This is a genomic window from Dellaglioa sp. CoH-55-MRSF-9, assembly GCF_056782155.1.
Map to the genome: position 1 here is coordinate 35,917 of NZ_JBXAYG010000006.1, position 19,041 is coordinate 54,957.

The following is a 19,041-nucleotide window of genomic DNA, read 5'->3' on the forward strand; positions in this document are numbered from 1 at the left end:
TTCTTAGAACTCAAATGGAATATCAATCTCGGGAATAATCCCCACACCATCATTCAATAATTGAACAAATTCAACTGGATTTTGTTCAATTTTGGTAAACGTATTGTAATGAATTGGAACAACCTTTTTTGCCTGTACAAATTCAGCTGCAATTGCAGCATCTTCTAAACCCATTGTATAAGTATCACCAATCGGTAAAAATGCTAAATCAACAGGTTCCATATGATTAACTAACTTCATATCTGAAAATAAAGCCGTATCTCCTGCATGATACAAGACTTTCCCATCAATATGCAATTCAAACCCTGCAGCTACACCTAATGTTCTCGCTGTACCATCAATTACCAAGGCAGCAGTATGCCACGCGGGAATAAGTTTTACTGAACCGAAAGGTAATTTAAGCTGACCACCAAAATTTAAAGGCTCAACAATTAAACCCTCATCTTCAAAATAATTAGCTAGTTCATTGATTGTAACGACTTTAGCCCCTGATTTTTTTGCTAACTCAATTGTATCACCCACATGATCGTAGTGTGCATGCGTCACTAAAATATAATCTGGATTTAATTCGTCAATAGTCGTTTTAACTAACGGATTATCTTTAATGAATGGATCAATTAAGATCGTCAACTTATCGTCAGTAACAATTTGAATACTAGATTGTCCAAGCCATGTAATTTTCATGTTTAGTCTTCTTTCGTTTCCAAAGTTGCTCTTAAGTATAACGGTTATTGAGGCCAATTACAAAGGCTGTTTTGTGTCTTTTTTCCCAAATAATGGTAGTTTCATATTTTCAAAACCAATTGGTGCTAAATTTGTCATCGTTAATCCAAGTAACCTAATTCCCTTTTCTGCACCCAATATATCGTCAAAAATCTGTCGTCCATAAAAATAAATAGTTGCTGCATCATTACGAATAAATTCTTCCAATGTTAATCTTTTTGTTAGCGTCGTAAAATCCTGATAGCGAACTTTAATGACTAACGTTTTCCCATGTTTTTGTTGTTTACTCAACGTTTCTGAAACTAAATGTGCAATATACCTAAGTTGTGTTTCAACTTCATCCGTTGTCATCAATAACTTCCCGTATGTTCGCTCGCTACCAATCGATTTTCTCTCTCTTTGCCACTCGACTGGACGATCATCAACACCTCGTACTCGTTTATATAAGAAGTACCCTAATTTACCAAATTGTTGAATTAATTCAACTTCAGATTTTTCTAATAATTCTTTTCCAGTAAGGATACCTTGATTAATCATTTTTGGTTCTGTTTTTTTTCCAACGCCTCTAAATTTACCAATTGGCAATTCAGATAAAAAAGGAATGACATCTTCTGGCAGAATTAATGTCATTCCAGCTGGTTTATTGTAATCGGACGCTAGTTTTGCTAAAAATTTATTATAAGAAACACCCGTTGAACAGGTTAAATGTAATTTTTGATAGATTTCTCTTTGAATCATGTGCGCTGCTTGAATAGCACTTTTAATTTCTTTTTTATTCTGTGTAATATCAAGATAGGCTTCATCAAATGCAATTGGCTCAATCATTTCTGTATATTCATGAAATATTTCATGAAGCTGTCTTGAAACTTCTTTATATAGTGTGAAATCAGGCGATTTAAAAATAGCTTTAGGACAAATTTCATAAGCTTCTTGGGCTGCCATAGCAGAATGGATACCTAATTTTCTTGCCTCATAATTTGCTGTAGCAACAACACCACGACCACCATTTTTTCTAGGATCCTGGGCAATAACTAATGGTTGTCCAATAAATTCAGGATGTTCACGCTCTTCAATTGACGCATAAAAAGCATCCATATCGACATGGATAATTTTTCTTTTTAATAAATTATCGTCTATTGTAATACCATTTAATTCAGCCATTAGTCCCACATCCTTTTCATGCAATTTTACACGAACGCACGTTCCTTTTCAAATTAATTGCTCTTTATTGTCCATTAAGATATAAAAATACCTCATTATCGTTAAACTTATGTTTAACAATTATGAGGTACTTCATATTATTCACCTATAACAGAATTATCCTTATTTAATTTAAAAATTTTACCTTCTACATTAAGATTATCTTTAATAGACTTTTGTAATTGTAACATTGCCTCATCAATAATTTCATTCTGTTCTTTATTGACAGATTCCATTACCATAACAGCATTTTTTGTATCATCTGTTAACATTGTTCTTTTACCATCTCGCCAATTTAAGCATCTGCAAACTGCTCCATCATCATCATAATATAAAACTTCACCAAGCAGAGCTGGTTCATTTTTATCATCACCTAAAGGATAAAAAGCTTCTCCACCTTTAGCAACACCTAAATGAAGATCTCCTTTGATAGCATCTGTATCTTCACCACCAACAGGTACACCATACTCTAATGAAATACTATTGTACAGGTCAACAAGCGGATTTATTGAACCCACACCTTTACCCTGATCAACTCGTTTAAGTAAAGCTTCAATTGATGAACGAGCACCTTTTTTCTTCTTAAAATTTTGGTATGCTTCACGCCAATTAGCCACGACTAAATTGTCTTTGAATGATTCATTTGTTAAATATTTTTGAGCTTTATCCCCAGCTTGTTCAAGCATGTTATCATAAAAATCGGTTTGATTTTCTTTAGGATGATTATCTATATCTTTTAAAAGCATAATATTAATTTGTGCATCTGGAAAGATGTTCCAAAAATCTTCATCTATAATAATTTTATTCATCATTACTCTCCTTATAAATTTATACTTTTATAATCGCTTTCGTACTATAATACTTCTGATATTTTGTCTATTAAAATAATATTTCCCTAAATAATTAAAATTATCATGCAAGAGTTACTTCAATTAATACCGAAGGATTAACGTTTTTTACTTTTTAGGATCGTATATCCAGTAATTACCATCATCCGTTAATAATTTATCTGAAGCCGTTGGACCCATCGATCCACTTAAATAGTTAGGGAATAACGTTTTATCATCATTATCGTTATGCCATGTCTCTAAAATCACATCGGCTACATTCCATGCCTTAGCAACTTCATTCCAATGAGCAAAATTAATTGCATTTCCATCTAACGCATCCAAAATTAACTTTTCGTATGCTTCTGGTGTTTTAGCTTTTGTTTCAGGTGAATTAACATAATCTAAATTCGTTTTATTCGTGTTAAAGCCTTGCCCAATTTCTTTAGTATTAATCGTCAATCTAAATCGTTCATCAGGTTCAACTGTAATTGTTAATACATCTTTACCTAAATGTTCATGTTCAGCACTTGTTCCAAAAATATTTTTTTCAACATTTTTAAAAACAATATTGATTTCAGTATTTTTCTCGACAAGACGTTTACCACTGCGAACATAAACTGGCACACCAGCCCAACGATCATTGTCAATCATTAAACGACCAGCAATAAATGTTTCAATCATTGAATCAGGTGAAATCTGTTTTTCCTCACGATAAGCCTTTTCGGTTCCTGCCTCATTTGCACCATATTGTCCACGAACAAAGTTTTTATTAACTTCATCAGGTTTTAAGATACGGATTGCTTTTAAAGCCTTTAATTTTTCTTTACGAATTTCTGATGCAACAAATTCTTTTGGCATGTCCATTGTTAATAATGAAACAACTTGCATAATGTGATTTTGGAACATATCACGCATAGCGCCACTCGTTTCATAGTACCCGCCACGTTCTTCAACACCTAATGACTCACTCAACGTTAATTGAATATTATCTATATACTTATTATTCCACAATGTTTGCGTAATAATATTACCAAAACGAATTGCTGGAATATTTTGAATCATTTCCTTACCTAGGTAATGATCAATTCTAAATATTTGATCTTCATCAAAAGTATTTGTAATTTCATCATTTAACTTTTTAGCACTTTCAAAATTGCGTCCAAAAGGTTTTTCAATAATTAAACGGTTGAATCCATTTTTAGTTACTAACTTTTGTGACCCTAAATGAGTCGCAATCGTACCAAAAAATTGAGGTGACATTGCTAAGTAGAACATACGGTTACCTTCAATTTGGTATTTTTCATCAAGTTTATCTGCTAATTTTTTTAAAGTTATATAATGTGCAACATCAGTCACATCATGTGATTGATAATAAAAATGTGATACGAAATCAGCAATTTTATTAGCATCATCGCTAACATTAACTAAAGATTCAGTAACAACGTTTTGATAAAAATCATCTGTCCAAGGACGTCTTGCAGTCCCAATTACAGCAAAGTTGGCATCTAAAAATCCTTTTTCAAATAGTTTGAAAAGAGATGGATACAATTTTCGCTTTGCTAAATCTCCGGTTCCACCAAAGATAATAAATAAGGCCTTTTGTTGAGTTTCCATTATTCCACACCACTCTCATTTTTGAGGTTTCAGTCCTCTTTATTAGTAAAATCAATAGTATAAGTTTACATTTTATTAGTAAAATAAACAAGAAAGTTGGTCTTAAACTAGACAATAAAAAAAGTATTAACTCTGATTAGCACAAAGTTAATACTTGAAAATAATTATTTTTCGTCAGAAGAGAATTTATCTTCTTCAGTTTTTGTTTCAATAACTGCATCAGTAGTTGTTTCTTCCTTAACTGCAGCTGCAGGTTCTACTTTAACTGCGGCAGGAAGGACACGTGCGATTGCTGAGCGTTCAAATGTTAAGAAAATACCGTCACAATCAAGTGTAACAGTTTTTGCCTCTTCATCAAAACTATCAATAACGCCGTGTAAACGACCAATAGTTACTACTGCATCCCCAGGTTTTAATTGGTTCATCATATCTTGTTGTTTTTGTTGTTGTTTTTTTTGTGGACGAATCATCATGAAATACATCAAGACGAATAAAGCCACAATCATTAAAATACTACTATATTGCATTAATAAGTCACCTCTATTTCTTTTTTCTTACTACACAAGGGTATCAAACTTATTGACTGAACACCACAGTTATTCAAAAAAATTTAAAAATTCTTAGGATTTTTATCATAAAATCCATATTGTTCAAAAAATGCTTCACGAAATTCTAATAAGTTGTCATCCATAATAGCTTGACGAACATCAGCCATTAAATGTGTTAAAAAATACAAATTATGATAACTAGTTAAACGAATACCAAATGTTTCATCTGCTTTAATCAGATGACGTAAATAAGCACGCGTATAATTCTTACATGTATAACAATCACAGTTTTCATCTAATGGTCTAAAGTCTCGTTCATATTTCGCATTTTTTACAACAACACGGCCCATTGAAGTCATTGTTGTCCCATTTCTAGCAATACGTGTTGGTAACACGCAATCAAACATATCAATTCCACGTAACACCCCATCAATCAAGGCGTCAGCTGAACCAACACCCATTAGATACCGTGGCTTGTCTTCTGGTAACAATGGCGTTGTGAAATCTAAAACGCGGTTCATTTCAGCTTTTGATTCCCCTACCGATAACCCACCTATTGAATAACCAGGAAAGTCCATTGAAACTAAATCACGCGCACTTCGTTCTCTCAAATTTCGATGACCGCCACCTTGAACAATTCCAAATAAAGCCTGTTCTTTCGGATTCAAATGAGCTTCAAGTCCTCTTTCAGCCCAGCGGCTTGTCCGATCAACTGATTTGCTAATATAGTCATAACTTTCAGAAAATGGTGGACATTCATCAAAACTCATCATAATATCCGCACCTAAAGCATTTTCTATGTGGATCGCTTTTTCTGGTGATAAGAATAATTTTTCTCCATTTAGATGACTTCTAAATTTGACGCCTTCCTCAGTAATATCACGCATCTTTGCTAATGAAAATACTTGAAAGCCACCCGAATCAGTCAAAATACCTTTATCCCAATTCATAAATTTATGTAACCCACCAGCTTCTTGTACGACATCTTCACCGGGGCGTAACCATAAATGATAGGTGTTTGATAAGATAATATTAGCACCAAGTTCGTCTAATTCTTCAGGTGCCATTGATTTAACAGATGCTAGTGTACCTACGGGCATAAACATTGGCGTTGGGAAAGTTCCGTGAGGTGTAATAATTTCACCAAGTCTGGCACCTGTCCGTTTGTCTTTTTTGATTAACCGATACTTAATTGCGGGCTCTACCATTATTAATTCTCCATCCTATTTAATATACATTGCATCGCCGAAGCTAAAGAATCGATATTTAGAATCAACTGCATGTTTATATGCGTTTAAAATATTTTCTCTTCCTGTAAATGCTGCAACCAACATTACTAATGTTGATTTTGGTAAATGAAAATTAGTTATAAATCCTTCAACAACCTTAAATTCATATCCTGGTTTAATGAAAATTTCCGTCCAACCACTGTCAGCTTGAATAGCGCCCTTAAATTTTGAGCCAATTGTTTCAAGTGTCCGAATTGTAGTTGTTCCTGTCGCAATAATTTTACCACCTGATTTACGAACATCATTTAATTGTTGAGCTGCATCCTCAGTTAAACGATAAAATTCACTATGCATTTTATGGTCTGCAATATTCGTTTCACTAACAGGTCTAAATGTCCCTAATCCAACATGTAGCGTTAAATAAACAAGATGAACACCTTTAGCTTCAATCTTTTCTAATAATTCATTTGTAAAATGTAAACCAGCTGTAGGTGCTGCTGCCGATCCAACTTCCTTTGAATAAACCGTTTGGTACATTTCTTGATCTTCAAGCGTTTCTTTAATATAAGGAGGTAGCGGCATTTCGCCAAGTTCATTCAGAATTTCCATAAATATACCCTCATATTCAAAACGAATCATGCGGCCACCATGTTCTAGCTCTTCAATGATCGTTGCCGTTAAGCGGCCATCACCAAAACTAATCACAGAACCAACCTTCATTTTTTTAGCAGGTTTTACTAATGTTTCCCAGTTATCACCATCAGTATTGTTCAATAGCAACACTTCGATGTGGCCACCAGTATCAGGTCTAATTCCATGAATTCTAGCAGGCATCACCCGCGAATCGTTCATTACAAGAGCGTCCCCAGCATTTAATTGGTCAATTACATTATAGAAATAATCATCCTTGATTTTACCTGTCTCATGATCCAAGATTAACATCCGAGATGCATCACGTTCTTCTAAGGGTGTTTGCGCAATTAATTCTTGAGGCAATTCATAATCGAAATCTTCAGTACTTAGTTGTTTAGTCAAAATATCGTCATCCTTCTCTATTTATTCTCGTTAAAGTCATAAGGTCGATTCAAATGTTCATAAGCTTCCATTGTTGCAACTCGCCCTCTTGGTGTGCGTTTTATAAAGCCAATTTGCATTAAATAAGGTTCAACCATTTCAGCAATGGTCTCTGTTTCTTCCCCTATATTGGCTGCTAACGTACTCAAACCAACTGGACCACCTTGATAGAAATCAATCATAGTCTCTAAAAGTTTGCGATCTGTCTCATCTAATCCACGGTTATCCACGGCAAGTAGATTTAACGCATGATCAGCCGTTGCTTGGTTAATTTCACTTTGGTCAGAAACTTCTGCAAAATCACGAACTCTTTTTAATAGGCGATTCGCAATTCGTGGTGTTCCACGTGAGCGTCGAGCTAACTCATGAGCGCCACTTTCTTCAATTTTTGTATTGAAAATATCTGCTGATCGAATGACAATTTCTTGCAAATCAGATTGATTATAATAGGCCATATGTTCAACAATCCCAAATCGATCTCGTAACGGTGCTGATAGAAGGCCCGCCCGTGTTGTTGCACCAATCAATGTGAATGGAGGTAGTGGAAAATGAACGGGATGTGCTGTTGGGCCTTGGCCAACAACAATATCTACAAAAAAATCTTCCATAGCTGAATACAACATTTCTTCAACCATCTTGGGTAAACGATGAATTTCATCAATAAATAAGACATCCCCAGGTTGTAATTCATTTAAAAGTGCCACAAGATCTCCAGATTTTTCAATTGCTGGTCCACTAGTTGTTTTAATTTGCACTTGCATTTCATTTGCAATAACCATTGCAAGTGTTGTTTTACCTAACCCAGGTGGCCCATACAACAATACATGATCAAGTGCCTCTTCACGTTGTCTAGCAGCTTGGATATACACACTTAATTCATTTTTAACCTTATCTTGACCAATGTATTGTGATAAAAATTGGGGACGAAGTGACTTTTCAATGGATTCTTCCTGATTATCTTCCGGTTCATTCGAAATAATCCGTTGTTCTGTCATTTTATCAACCTCCTTTTATTTTTTCATTAATAATTTTAAGCCTTCTCGTAGATAAGCATCCGTTGAGTCTGCTTCGAATGATTCTAGATTCTTACTAATAGCCTTAATCTCACGTTGAGAATATCCTAAAGCAGATAAAGCTTCAAGACTTTCTTTCATAAATGGTGATGCTTGTGCCGGAATGAAATCAAGCGATTGTTGTCCTGGCATTGTGGTTGCTTGACCTTCAATATCATCTAATTTACCTTTTAAATCAAGCACGATTTGTTGTGCTGTTTTTTTACCAACACCTGGAAATTTAATTAAATAACTAACATCTTCTGTATTAATCGCATTAACTAAACCACGATGATCATCATTGGCTAAAATAGCAAGCGCACTCTTAGGACCGATTCCTGAAACATTCAATAATTTTTCAAATAATTTTTTTTCATCTAAATCGTAAAAACCAAATAACGTCATATCATTTTCACGAATAGCCTGATAAACAAAAATTTTAACAACTTTTTTTGAATCTTCTTGGTACCTAAATGGGTTAGCAACAAAAATTTGATAGCCTATTCCATTAACTTCTAAAACAAGATAAAAAGGTGTTACAGCCGTTATTTGGCCCATAAAATACTCATACATATTATTTTCCCACTTTTCCTAATCTACATGAATCTGCTTTTAATAGTGTACCATAGACCACTTATTTATACAGTTATCGCTTTTCTTACAAAAAAATCAATTATCACCAAATATTTGGCAACAATTGATTCTTAGCCTAACCTTCGTGACCGGTTTGATGTGAATCTTGAATTCGTTTAAAGAAATGTTCCATGTCTTGATTAGAAAAATGAACTAAAACTGGTCGTCCATGTGGACAATTAAATGGATTTTCAACATTTTTTAGCTCACTTATCAATGCCTTAGCTTGTCGATCATCAAGGTGGTGATTTGCTTTGATTGCCCTCTTGCAACTCATCATAATCGCCGCTTTTTCTCTAAATTCAGCAATCACTATTTTCCCATCTGTGAGTAAGTAATCAATCATTTCTCGAATCGTACTTTCTTCTTGCCCTTCTTTAAACCAGGTTGGATGCTGTCTAATAATGAAACTATTTTGTCCAAATGGTTCAAGGATGAGTCCGATTTTTTCCAATATATCGGTATGTTCAGTAATAATTATAGCTTCACTTACTGTATATTCTAGAACAATCGGTACCAATAGATTTTGCAAGTCACTAGAAACGTCACCAATTTGCTTACGATAAAACTCATAATTAATACGTTCTTGTGCAGCATGTTGGTCTAATATATATAACCCGTCTTCCGATTCTGTAAATAAATAGGTTCCATGCATTTGGCCAATATATTTTAAATCAGGAAACCTTTGTTCACTCTTTTTCGTGGTAGCTATTTCTTCATCATTCTCTTTCTGTACATCGCCTGTTTCATCCGGCGTAACAATAGAAAATGGTGCCACATTAATTTCATTAGCATATTGTGTCTCAAATGTGCTAACTCGTTTCGAATCCAATTGTTCAGCAACTTGAATTGAGATTGGTTCAATATTCCTTGATAAATGATTTAAATTTTCGCCAATTGTAATCTTAGGTTCACCACTTGTTACTGCATCCGTTTGTACTGATGAGAATTTAGGCTTAGCTTGATATTTACTTGAGGCTTCATTCAAATCAAATTGTAATTGATCCGTATCTATTTTTTCACGTTTCTTAGAACTTAAATTCTCTAATGCTTCCGGAATTAAATTTTCTTCAGCAATACGTTCATAGATAATCTTTTTTATAAGTTCAGTTAATTCTGGTTCTTTACTCAATCTTACTTCCTGCTTAGTTGGATGAACATTCACATCAACTAGCATGGGATCTAATTGAATATTCAAAATTGTAATCGGATAGCGTCCAACCATTAATTTTGATCCATATCCTTTAATGATTGCTTTATTTAAATTAACATTTTTAACGTAACGTCCATTAATTAAAATAGATATAAACTGTCGGCCAGCACGCGTTAATTCTGGCAGTGATGTATAACCGCTAATCTTAAAATCTAAATCATGACCCTTAAATTCAAGCATTTGGCGTGCACTTTTGACCCCATAGATAGCTGAAATAGTTTGTTTCAGTTGGCCGTTTCCAGTTGTTTTCAAGACTTCTTTACCATCATGTGTTAAAGAAAATGAAATATTTGTATGGCTCATTGCTAATCGGTTCATCATGTCGCTAATAATTGACATTTCAGTTTGCAAAGACTTTACATATTTTAAACGTGCAGGCGTATTGTAAAATAAGTCAGAGACTGTTATTTCTGTTCCTTTACGACTAGCAGATGATTTTTCATCTACTATCTCACCACCGTTAACAGCAATAACAGCCCCAGGTTGCCCTTCAATAGCTGTATTCAAAGTCACTTTAGCAACTGATGCAATACTTGGTAAAGCTTCGCCACGAAATCCTAGCGTACTGATTTTAAATAAATCTTCTCTTGAAGTAATCTTACTTGTGGCATGACGTTTAAAAGCATTCTGCAGTTGGGATGCCTCAATGCCATCTCCATTATCAATGACTTGAATTAATTTAAGCCCAGCTTCCTCAACGACTACATCAACTTGTGTGCCATGCGCATCAATCGCATTTTCAACTAATTCTTTTACAACAGATGCAGGTCTTTCAACTACTTCACCAGCAGCTATTTGATCCGCTAAAATTGTGGGCAGTTCAATTATTTTTGTCATTCATTCACCTTCAGTTCTATCCGTTCAATTTTTCTTGCCAGTCATATAAGACGTTCATAATATCTCTTGGCGTCATGTTCATCAAGTTAAGTGCTTTAAGTTCATCCACAACTGCTAACTGGTCCTTTGACAAGTTTTCGTTAACAAATAAAGATAACTGCGTATCATCTTCATTGATGGTTGTTGGTAATTCTTTTTTACTATCTGATTGTTTATTTTTTAGCTCTAAATCATCTAAAATTAATGTTGCACGGCTTAACAATTCTGCTGGCATTCCCGCCAATTTAGCAACATGAATCCCATAAGATTTATCTGCAGGTCCTTCTTGAATTTTATGTAAGAAAATTAATTCACCATTTTCTTCAATAGCACCTACATGGACATTTTTTAAAGAACTAACGGTTTCTTCAAGTATCGTTAATTCGTGATAATGTGTCGAAAAAAGTGTTTTGGCATGTACATGTTTATCCACATACTCGATAATCGCTTGTGCGAGTGCCATACCATCATAAGTTGCCGTTCCCCTACCAAGTTCATCAAATAAGATTAAACTATTCTCAGTCGCATTTTCTAAGGCTTGATTAGCTTCTTTCATTTCAACCATAAACGTACTTTGACCTGAAATTAAATCATCTGCTGCACCAATCCGAGTAAATATTTGGTCAAATATTGGCATTTTAGCCGCCTCTGCAGGTACGAAACAACCGATTTGAGCCATCACAACCGTTAATGCTAATTGACGCATATACGTACTTTTACCTGACATATTAGGTCCTGTAATCAATAAAATATCAAGTGTTTCAGGCATTCTAACATCATTTGGTATATAGCTTTGTTTTCCCATCACTTTTTCAACTACAGGATGCCAACCAGCTGTGATATCCAATTGATGACCTTCTTTTAATAATTGTGGTTTTACAAAATGTGAGTCTTCACTAACAACCGCGAAACTTTGTAAGACGTCTAACGTGGCAATTCCTTGAGCTAATATCTGTAATCGTTCAATTGATTTTTTAACAATATCTCTAATTTCGACAAACAATTTATATTCTAAATCCATCGCTTTACTCTCAGCACCTAAAATAATACTTTCACGTTCTTTCAGTTCAGGTGTGATATAACGTTCAGCATTAGTCAACGTCTGTTTTCGTTCATAACGGTCTTTTGGAACATTAATAATATTAGATTTTGTCACTTCGATAAAATAACCAAAAACACGGTTAAATCCAATTTTAAGATTTTTAATCCCCGTTAGATTTCTTTCTTTGGCTTCCATTTCAGCTAACCATTGTTTACCATTTTTCATTGCATCTTGATAAATATCTAATTTATCATTATACCCCGGTTTAAATAGGTGACCATCAGTCACTGATAAAGGTGGTTCATCAACAATGGCACGTTCTATTAAATTAGAAATATCATCGACTGGATCTAATTTATTGATAACATCAGAAAAAGTACCATCGTCAATTTCGTCTAAAACATATTTAATTTTAGGAACTTGTTTAAGCGATAATTTAAGTTGAACTAAATCTCGCCCATTTACGCTACCAAAAGCGACACGTCCTGCCAATCTTTCTAAATCATAAACTTTAACTAACTCTTCTTGTAACGTACTTCTTTCAAAATAATGGTTAATCAATAAATCAACCTTATTTTGACGGTCTAAAATTTCAGCATAGTTAATAAGCGGTCTATCAATCCACTGTTTAAGTAAACGACCACCCATAGCTGTTTTTGTGTCATCTAATAACCACAATAAAGTACCTTGCTTCTTGCCCGTTCGAATATTTTGCATTAATTCTAAATTATATTTTGAATAATGATCCATTTTCAAGAAAAAATCAGGCTCATAATGAACTGCTTTTTGTAAATGATCTAAACTTCGTTTTTGCGTAACTGAAAGATACGTTAACAAGTCAGTTACAACCGAGATTTCTAGTGAATCTGTTAAATCTTGAATCGCATAACTTGATTCAGCATGATTTTCAACAATTTCTTGTTTAGAAAGCATAATATTTAATTTTTCTAATGTTTCGATTGTTTCATCAGACAAACTATCATTAATCACAATTTCTTTAGTTCTCAAACTCATTATTTCATTAATTAAATTATCTAAATTATCTAAGCGACTCGTTTTTAATTCACCTGTTGATAAATCAACATAAGCAAATCCAAAACTATTGTTGTCTTCTATAATAGCTGTTAAATAATTATTTTCTTTAGACTCCTTCGCACCGTTATCCATCGTTGTTCCTGGTGTTACTAGCTGAATAACTTCACGTTTAACCATACCTTGAGCTAATTTAGGATCTTCAACTTGTTCACATATTGCGACTTTGTATCCTTTTTCAACTAAAATATCGATATAATTTTGAGCAGCATGATGCGGTACGCCACACATTGGAATAGGATCATCAGCTTTTTTATTACGTGTTGTTAACGTTAATTCGAGTAATTGCGACCCTTTAACAGCATCATCATAAAATAGTTCATAAAAATCACCAAGACGATAAAACAAAAAAGCATCAGGATACTGTGCTTTAATGTCAAAATATTGTATCATCATTGGCGTTAGTTTTGTTTTTTGCGGCATAGTCGAGATGCCCTCCTATCTCTAAATTAATCCATAAAAGGATGGTCATCATTAATTAATACAGGGAATATCTTTTTAGCATGTCCCGTTTTGTCATCAATATCTATCACACAAGCAGATAACGTTTTACGACCTGTTTCATCCACTTCAAATCGTGTTGGCATTTGCGATAAAAAGCGACCAATTACATTTTCACGTTTCATTCCTAAGATACCATCGTATGGTCCTGTCATACCAACATCTGACATAAAGGCAGTTCCTTTAGGTAAAATACGCGCATCATTAGTAGGCACATGTGTATGCGTACCTACTACCGCAGATACTTGACCATCTAAGAACCATGCTATAGCTTCTTTTTCACTCGTTGTTTCAGCATGAAAATCAATAAAAATGAAATCAGTCTCTTTTTTGACTTCTTCTAAAATATCTTGAACAACTGCAAACGGATCATCTGAAGGAGACATAAAAACACGTCCTTGCAAATCAATCACAGCTAATTTTTGCTGATTAATATTAATAATTGTATGTCCAATCCCAGGTACTTGGTTTGCTGAGAAGTTAGCTGGTCTAATTAATTTTTTTGCACCACCAATAAAATCTTGAATATCTCTATTATCCCAAGTATGGTTACCCATGGTTACAACATCAGCACCTGTTTGAAGGAATGCTTTATAGACAGATTCATTAATACCTCTACCCTTCGTTGCATTTTCACCATTTACAATGGTAGCCTGTGGATGAAATTTTCTTTTTAATTTTGGTAAATACTCTTTAATCATTTGTTGACCTGAATCGCCAACGACATCTCCGACAAATAATAAACGCATGGTTGTCCTCTTTTCTTATATATAAAACTAGTTTAACATTTTTTCTTTTTAATAGACAAAAAATGATGATTTAAGAAATTAATCTTAAATCATCATTTTTTTATTTAGCATACTCAATTGCTCTTGTTTCTCGAACGACAGTCACTTTAATATGTCCTGGGTATTCGAGTTCATCTTCAATTCTGTTTTTAATATCTCGAGCTAAGACAGTTGCTTGAATATCATTAACTTCATTTGGCGTGACAATAACACGTACTTCACGACCAGCTTGAATTGCATAACTTTTCTGTACACCTTTAAATTCATGTGTAATATCTTCAAGTTTTTCAAGTCTATGAATATAATTTTCTAACGATTCACTTCGTGCGCCTGGTCTTGCAGCTGAAACAGCATCTGCCGCTGCAACAAGAATAGCAATAGTATATTTAGCTTCAACATCACCATGATGTGAAGCTATAGTGTTGATGACAACATCATTTTCTTTATACTTCTTAGCTAATTCAAGGCCAATTTCCACATGTGAACCATCAACTTCATGATCAACTGCTTTACCAATATCATGTAACAATCCTGCGCGTTTTGCTAATGTAACATCTTCACCCAATTCAGCGGCTAACACACCTGCTATTTTGGCAACTTCAATAGAATGGCTTAACACATTCTGACCATAACTTGTACGATAATTTAATCGACCAATTGTTTTAATTAAATCAGGATGAATTGTATGAAGTCCGAGATCAAAGGTTGTTTGTTCACCTAATTCACGAATTTTTTCATCCATTTCTTTACGTGATTTTTCAACCATTTCTTCGATTCGTGCCGGATGAATCCGACCATCTTGAATTAATTTTTCAAGAGTCATTTTGGCAATTTCACGACGAATTGGATCAAACCCACTTAAAACGACTGCTTCTGGCGTATCATCGATAATTAAATCAATCCCTGTTAAGGTCTCTAATGTTCGAATGTTACGTCCTTCGCGGCCAATAATACGGCCTTTCATTTCATCATTTGGCAAGGTAACTAATGAAACAGTTGTTTCAGATACCATGTCAGCTGCACTTCTTTGAATAGCTTGAGCAACTAAATCTTTAGCATTACGATCAGCTTCTGATTTAGCTTGCTTATCACTTTCCTTAATCATAACAGCTCGTTCATGACTTAATGATTCTTTCGTATCGTCCATAATAATAGTCTGTGCTTGTGTTTGTGTTAGAGAAGCAACTCTTTCAAGTTCTTCTTGTTGTTCCTGAATCAGTGAAGTAGCTTCTTGTTGTTTTGTGTCAACAAGTTTTTGGTCAGACGTTACTTTTTTCTCTTTGTTCTCAAGCGTTTGTTCTCGTTTATCTAGTGCGCCATCTTTACGATCTAAAGTTTCTTCACGTTGAATTACTCGATTTTCTTGCTTTTGAATTTCTGAACGTCGTTCCTTTAACTCATTGTCTATTTTATCACGATAACTTTGACTTTCTTCTTTAGCCTCTAAAACAGCCTCTTTTTTCTGAGTCTCAGCATCTTTCTTTGCACTTTTTAAAATACCTTCAGCCGTATGCGTTGCGACATCAAGTGTTTTTTCGAAATTTGACTTTCTATATGCAATTCCAATAAAAATTCCAACAACTAAAGCAATAATAGCGATGATAGCGAGGATTAATACGGTTGTTATAGATCCCATAAAAGTCCACCTCCGCATCATCAAATAATGATTAATTTAACTAATCATAAATTTTTAGATGTTTTTTATTTTGTTCATATACACTTTAGTATTTTACGGTTAATTGCCCCCCGCTGTCAACAACAATCCATTGCCAAATTTAATTATTTACTCATTAATTTCATCAAATATCCATTTAAGTCCACTTAGAACACTTCTTTGTCTAATTGTTTCTCTATTTCCAGCAAAATGAAATTGTTTTGCAATAACGGGACTATTTTTAATTGCTAATCCAATCCAAACCGTTCCAGCTTTCTGATTTTCAAGCTCATCTGGACCTGCAACACCAGTAAATGAAATAGCAATATTTGTTTTCATTTTATTTTGTGTTTGTTGGGCCATTTGTTTAGCGGTTTCTTCACTAACAACACCATATTTTTTAATATCTTCAGTCGAAATACCTAAAATATCAGATTTGGCTGTATTAGCATATGTTATAAATCCACCATCATAAATTTTTGAGACACCTGGTATTTCTGCTAATGTACTTTGAAATAATCCAGCTGTTAAACTTTCGGCTGCAGAAATAGATAAGTTTTTTTCAATTAATTTAGTTACAACAATATTTTGTAACGAATTGTCATCCCCATAGCCATAGAAATAATCACCAACTTTGGAAAGTACATAAATCTCCATTTCGTTAATTAATTCTACAGCTGATTTTTTGTCTGTAGGACTTGCCGTAATTCGCAAAGTGACCTCATTTGTCTTGGCGTATGGTGCAATAGTAGGATTAGTTTGTGAATCAATTATCTCTTTTAATTCAGTCACCAATTTAGATTCACCAATGCCATAAAAACGTAAAACTTTTGATTCAAGATGACTATTTAAGTTATATTCTTCTTTTAATAGCTGTTCAACTTCCTTATTAAACATTGTTTTCAATTCCTTAGGTGGTCCAGGTAATAATAAGAAATCACACGAATCACCTTTGTAAAAATCACCAACAGCCATTCCAGCATGATTTTTAATTGGTTTTGATCCTTCTATATACAAAGCTTGTAATTTGTTGTTTTCAGTCATTTGACGACCCGTTTGTGTAAAATGATCTTCTATTTTTAACATGGCGTCCTTATTTTCAACTAACTTCTCATTTAAAAATTTGGCGACCATCTGCTTCGTTAAATCGTCTTCTGTTGGTCCTAAGCCACCAGAAAGGATAACCAAATCATTTCGTTTTGAAGCCAGTTCAATTGCCTCTAACATTCGTTCTTCATTATCCCCTACAACTGTCTGATAAAATACATTTACACCTAAATCAGCTAATTTTTCAGCTAAGAAAGCACTGTTCGTATTTACAATTTGTCCTAATAATATTTCTGTACCAACCGCAATTATTTCTGCATGCATGATGTTGCCTCCTAATTTAATTAAAAAAGACTAAAACGGTTAAATGTTTTAGTCTAAATATTTTTATTTTTCAAATGAATCTGAGAAAATAGCTCTATTTTGAACAAAGTAATCAATACCTGAATAAACAGTAAAGAATAAACAAATATAAAGAAAAATGGCAGCCATAGGTACATTAATTGCTGCAAATAACACATTATTTAAAAACAATAAAATAATAGCTATCATTTGGGTTGTTGTCTTAATTTTGCCTGGCATAGCTGCAGCCATAACTTCCCCATCATTTTCAACAATAATCAATCGTAATCCTGTTACCGCAAGTTCGCGACAAACAATAATTGCAGCTACCCATGCAGGTACTTGGTTAAATGAAACAAGGATAACAAATGCAGTCATTACAAGCATTTTATCTGCCAATGGGTCTGCAAATTTGCCAAAATTAGAAACTAAATGTTGGCGACGTGCAATTTGACCATCTAAAAAATCTGTTAATGAGGCAGCTGCAAAAATAATTGCACCAATTAGATGTGTCACCTGAATCTGTGTACCAACCCAAGTAACCATTCCCCAATCAATTGGTAATAACAATACAAGCATGAAGATTGGAATTAAAATAATCCGCACAACCGTTAATTTATTTGGTAAATTCATAATGATCCCCTTTTTCAAAAATTGCCAACAACATAGTATCCGTTGTTGACAATTCTGGCTTATTTAATATTTACAGTAACTGTTCTAACTTGTAGAGTTGCATTTGTTTTCATAAAATTAAATTTTTTACCGTTAATCGTGATACTCATAGCTGGTGCATTACCAAAGCTAAAGACAAATGACTTTGTACCGGCTGGGATTGTAACAGTATCCGTTGCATCTGAGACAAGTGTTGCTTGCCATAGTTGTGTGCCATCAGCCGTAATTGAGCTCCAAGCAGCACTACCAGAAGCTACTAATTTAACTTTAGAAGTTGTTGGTGCATTTTCCATTGTGTAAACAGTGTTTGTTCCCGCATCTGAAACATATGTTAATTTTTGCGTTTTCTTATCAGATGAAGAACTAGCCTTTACTGATTCAGAACTAGAAGTTTTAGTTTTTGAGTCAGTTGAAACAGATACTTTAGAACTTGAACTTTCAATTTGAGTATCTGTATCTTTACTATTCAATGTCACACCATAAATTGTACCCAAAATCCCTAAGACAATCACAACAATAATAATTGTTGGCAAGTACGACATAAACTTATCAAAATTACCGTCTTTTGGTAGTTTAGCAGACTTTTCAGAACGTGATACTTGTTCCTTTGCAACGACTGTTTCTTGTGTATCTGGAAGTGTTTCATTGAATTCTTTTAATAATTTATCCCCATCCAAATCAACCGTCTCTGCATATTGTTTAACAAATGCTCGAACGTAAAAATCTCCTGGTAAATCAGAAAATTTTTCATCTTCAATTGCAATCAAATAACGTTTTTGAATTTTCGTCATTTGTTGTAAATCATCTAACGTATATCCTTTATTTATTCTCGCTTCTTGTAATGTTTTTCCAATTTCACTCATGTCTAATTCTCCACTTAGTTTAATAGTTAATCTTCTAACAATCAGTAT

Annotated in this window: 16 protein-coding genes; all 16 read right to left on the reverse strand. The window is 33.9% G+C overall.

Features of this window, described 5'->3' with window-relative positions; all coding sequences use genetic code 11:
* Positions 1 to 3: 3 nt before the first annotated feature.
* Positions 4 to 684 carry a metal-dependent hydrolase gene (locus AC1RPV_RS06575; RefSeq protein WP_481761838.1) on the reverse strand — a complete coding sequence of 227 codons (681 nt, stop codon included), beginning with the start codon at positions 682 to 684 and terminating at the stop codon, positions 4 to 6.
* A gap of 57 nt (positions 685 to 741) precedes the next feature.
* Positions 742 to 1,884: a DNA polymerase IV gene (gene dinB, locus AC1RPV_RS06580; RefSeq protein ID WP_481761839.1), complete on the reverse strand. Its 1,143-nt coding sequence runs from the start codon at positions 1,882 to 1,884 to the stop codon at positions 742 to 744.
* A gap of 137 nt (positions 1,885 to 2,021) precedes the next feature.
* On the reverse strand, positions 2,022 to 2,732 hold the full coding sequence (locus AC1RPV_RS06585; RefSeq protein ID WP_481761840.1) for a B3/B4 domain-containing protein: 711 nt from the start codon (positions 2,730 to 2,732) through the stop codon (positions 2,022 to 2,024).
* A 147-nt stretch (positions 2,733 to 2,879) separates the two neighbouring features.
* A complete protein-coding gene (gene zwf, locus AC1RPV_RS06590) occupies positions 2,880 to 4,367 on the reverse strand; it encodes a glucose-6-phosphate dehydrogenase (RefSeq protein WP_481761841.1) in 1,488 nt (495 codons plus the stop codon).
* A gap of 164 nt (positions 4,368 to 4,531) precedes the next feature.
* Positions 4,532 to 4,894, reverse strand: a complete 363-nt coding sequence (gene yajC, locus AC1RPV_RS06595; RefSeq protein WP_409021441.1) for a preprotein translocase subunit YajC — start codon at positions 4,892 to 4,894, stop codon at positions 4,532 to 4,534.
* 83 nt (positions 4,895 to 4,977) lie between these two features.
* A complete protein-coding gene (tgt, locus tag AC1RPV_RS06600; RefSeq protein ID WP_481761842.1) occupies positions 4,978 to 6,123 on the reverse strand; it encodes a tRNA guanosine(34) transglycosylase Tgt in 1,146 nt (381 codons plus the stop codon).
* A gap of 15 nt (positions 6,124 to 6,138) precedes the next feature.
* Positions 6,139 to 7,179 (reverse strand): tRNA preQ1(34) S-adenosylmethionine ribosyltransferase-isomerase QueA, encoded by a 1,041-nt coding sequence (gene queA, locus AC1RPV_RS06605; RefSeq protein WP_481761843.1) that lies wholly within the window; start codon positions 7,177 to 7,179, stop codon positions 6,139 to 6,141.
* 17 nt (positions 7,180 to 7,196) lie between these two features.
* Positions 7,197 to 8,213 carry a Holliday junction branch migration DNA helicase RuvB gene (gene ruvB / locus AC1RPV_RS06610; protein WP_409021443.1) on the reverse strand — a complete coding sequence of 339 codons (1,017 nt, stop codon included), beginning with the start codon at positions 8,211 to 8,213 and terminating at the stop codon, positions 7,197 to 7,199.
* 15 nt (positions 8,214 to 8,228) lie between these two features.
* The gene (gene ruvA / locus AC1RPV_RS06615) at positions 8,229 to 8,843 is read right to left on the reverse strand and encodes a Holliday junction branch migration protein RuvA (RefSeq protein WP_481761844.1); all 615 of its coding nucleotides are present in this window, start codon (positions 8,841 to 8,843) and stop codon (positions 8,229 to 8,231) included.
* A gap of 136 nt (positions 8,844 to 8,979) precedes the next feature.
* Positions 8,980 to 10,953 (reverse strand): DNA mismatch repair endonuclease MutL, encoded by a 1,974-nt coding sequence (gene mutL, locus AC1RPV_RS06620; protein ID WP_481761845.1) that lies wholly within the window; start codon positions 10,951 to 10,953, stop codon positions 8,980 to 8,982.
* A gap of 16 nt (positions 10,954 to 10,969) precedes the next feature.
* Complete coding sequence (gene mutS / locus AC1RPV_RS06625) at positions 10,970 to 13,549, reverse strand: DNA mismatch repair protein MutS (protein ID WP_481761846.1); 2,580 nt, start codon at positions 13,547 to 13,549, stop codon at positions 10,970 to 10,972.
* A gap of 26 nt (positions 13,550 to 13,575) precedes the next feature.
* The gene (locus AC1RPV_RS06630) at positions 13,576 to 14,376 is read right to left on the reverse strand and encodes a TIGR00282 family metallophosphoesterase (RefSeq protein WP_409021448.1); all 801 of its coding nucleotides are present in this window, start codon (positions 14,374 to 14,376) and stop codon (positions 13,576 to 13,578) included.
* A 100-nt stretch (positions 14,377 to 14,476) separates the two neighbouring features.
* The gene (gene rny, locus AC1RPV_RS06635) at positions 14,477 to 16,051 is read right to left on the reverse strand and encodes a ribonuclease Y (RefSeq protein ID WP_481761847.1); all 1,575 of its coding nucleotides are present in this window, start codon (positions 16,049 to 16,051) and stop codon (positions 14,477 to 14,479) included.
* Positions 16,052 to 16,198: 147 nt separating this feature from the next.
* On the reverse strand, positions 16,199 to 17,440 hold the full coding sequence (locus tag AC1RPV_RS06640; protein WP_481761848.1) for a competence/damage-inducible protein A: 1,242 nt from the start codon (positions 17,438 to 17,440) through the stop codon (positions 16,199 to 16,201).
* Positions 17,441 to 17,503: 63 nt separating this feature from the next.
* Positions 17,504 to 18,091: a CDP-diacylglycerol--glycerol-3-phosphate 3-phosphatidyltransferase gene (gene pgsA, locus AC1RPV_RS06645; RefSeq protein ID WP_481761849.1), complete on the reverse strand. Its 588-nt coding sequence runs from the start codon at positions 18,089 to 18,091 to the stop codon at positions 17,504 to 17,506.
* Positions 18,092 to 18,150: 59 nt separating this feature from the next.
* Positions 18,151 to 18,993 (reverse strand): helix-turn-helix domain-containing protein, encoded by an 843-nt coding sequence (locus AC1RPV_RS06650; RefSeq protein ID WP_481761850.1) that lies wholly within the window; start codon positions 18,991 to 18,993, stop codon positions 18,151 to 18,153.
* Positions 18,994 to 19,041 lie beyond the last annotated feature (48 nt).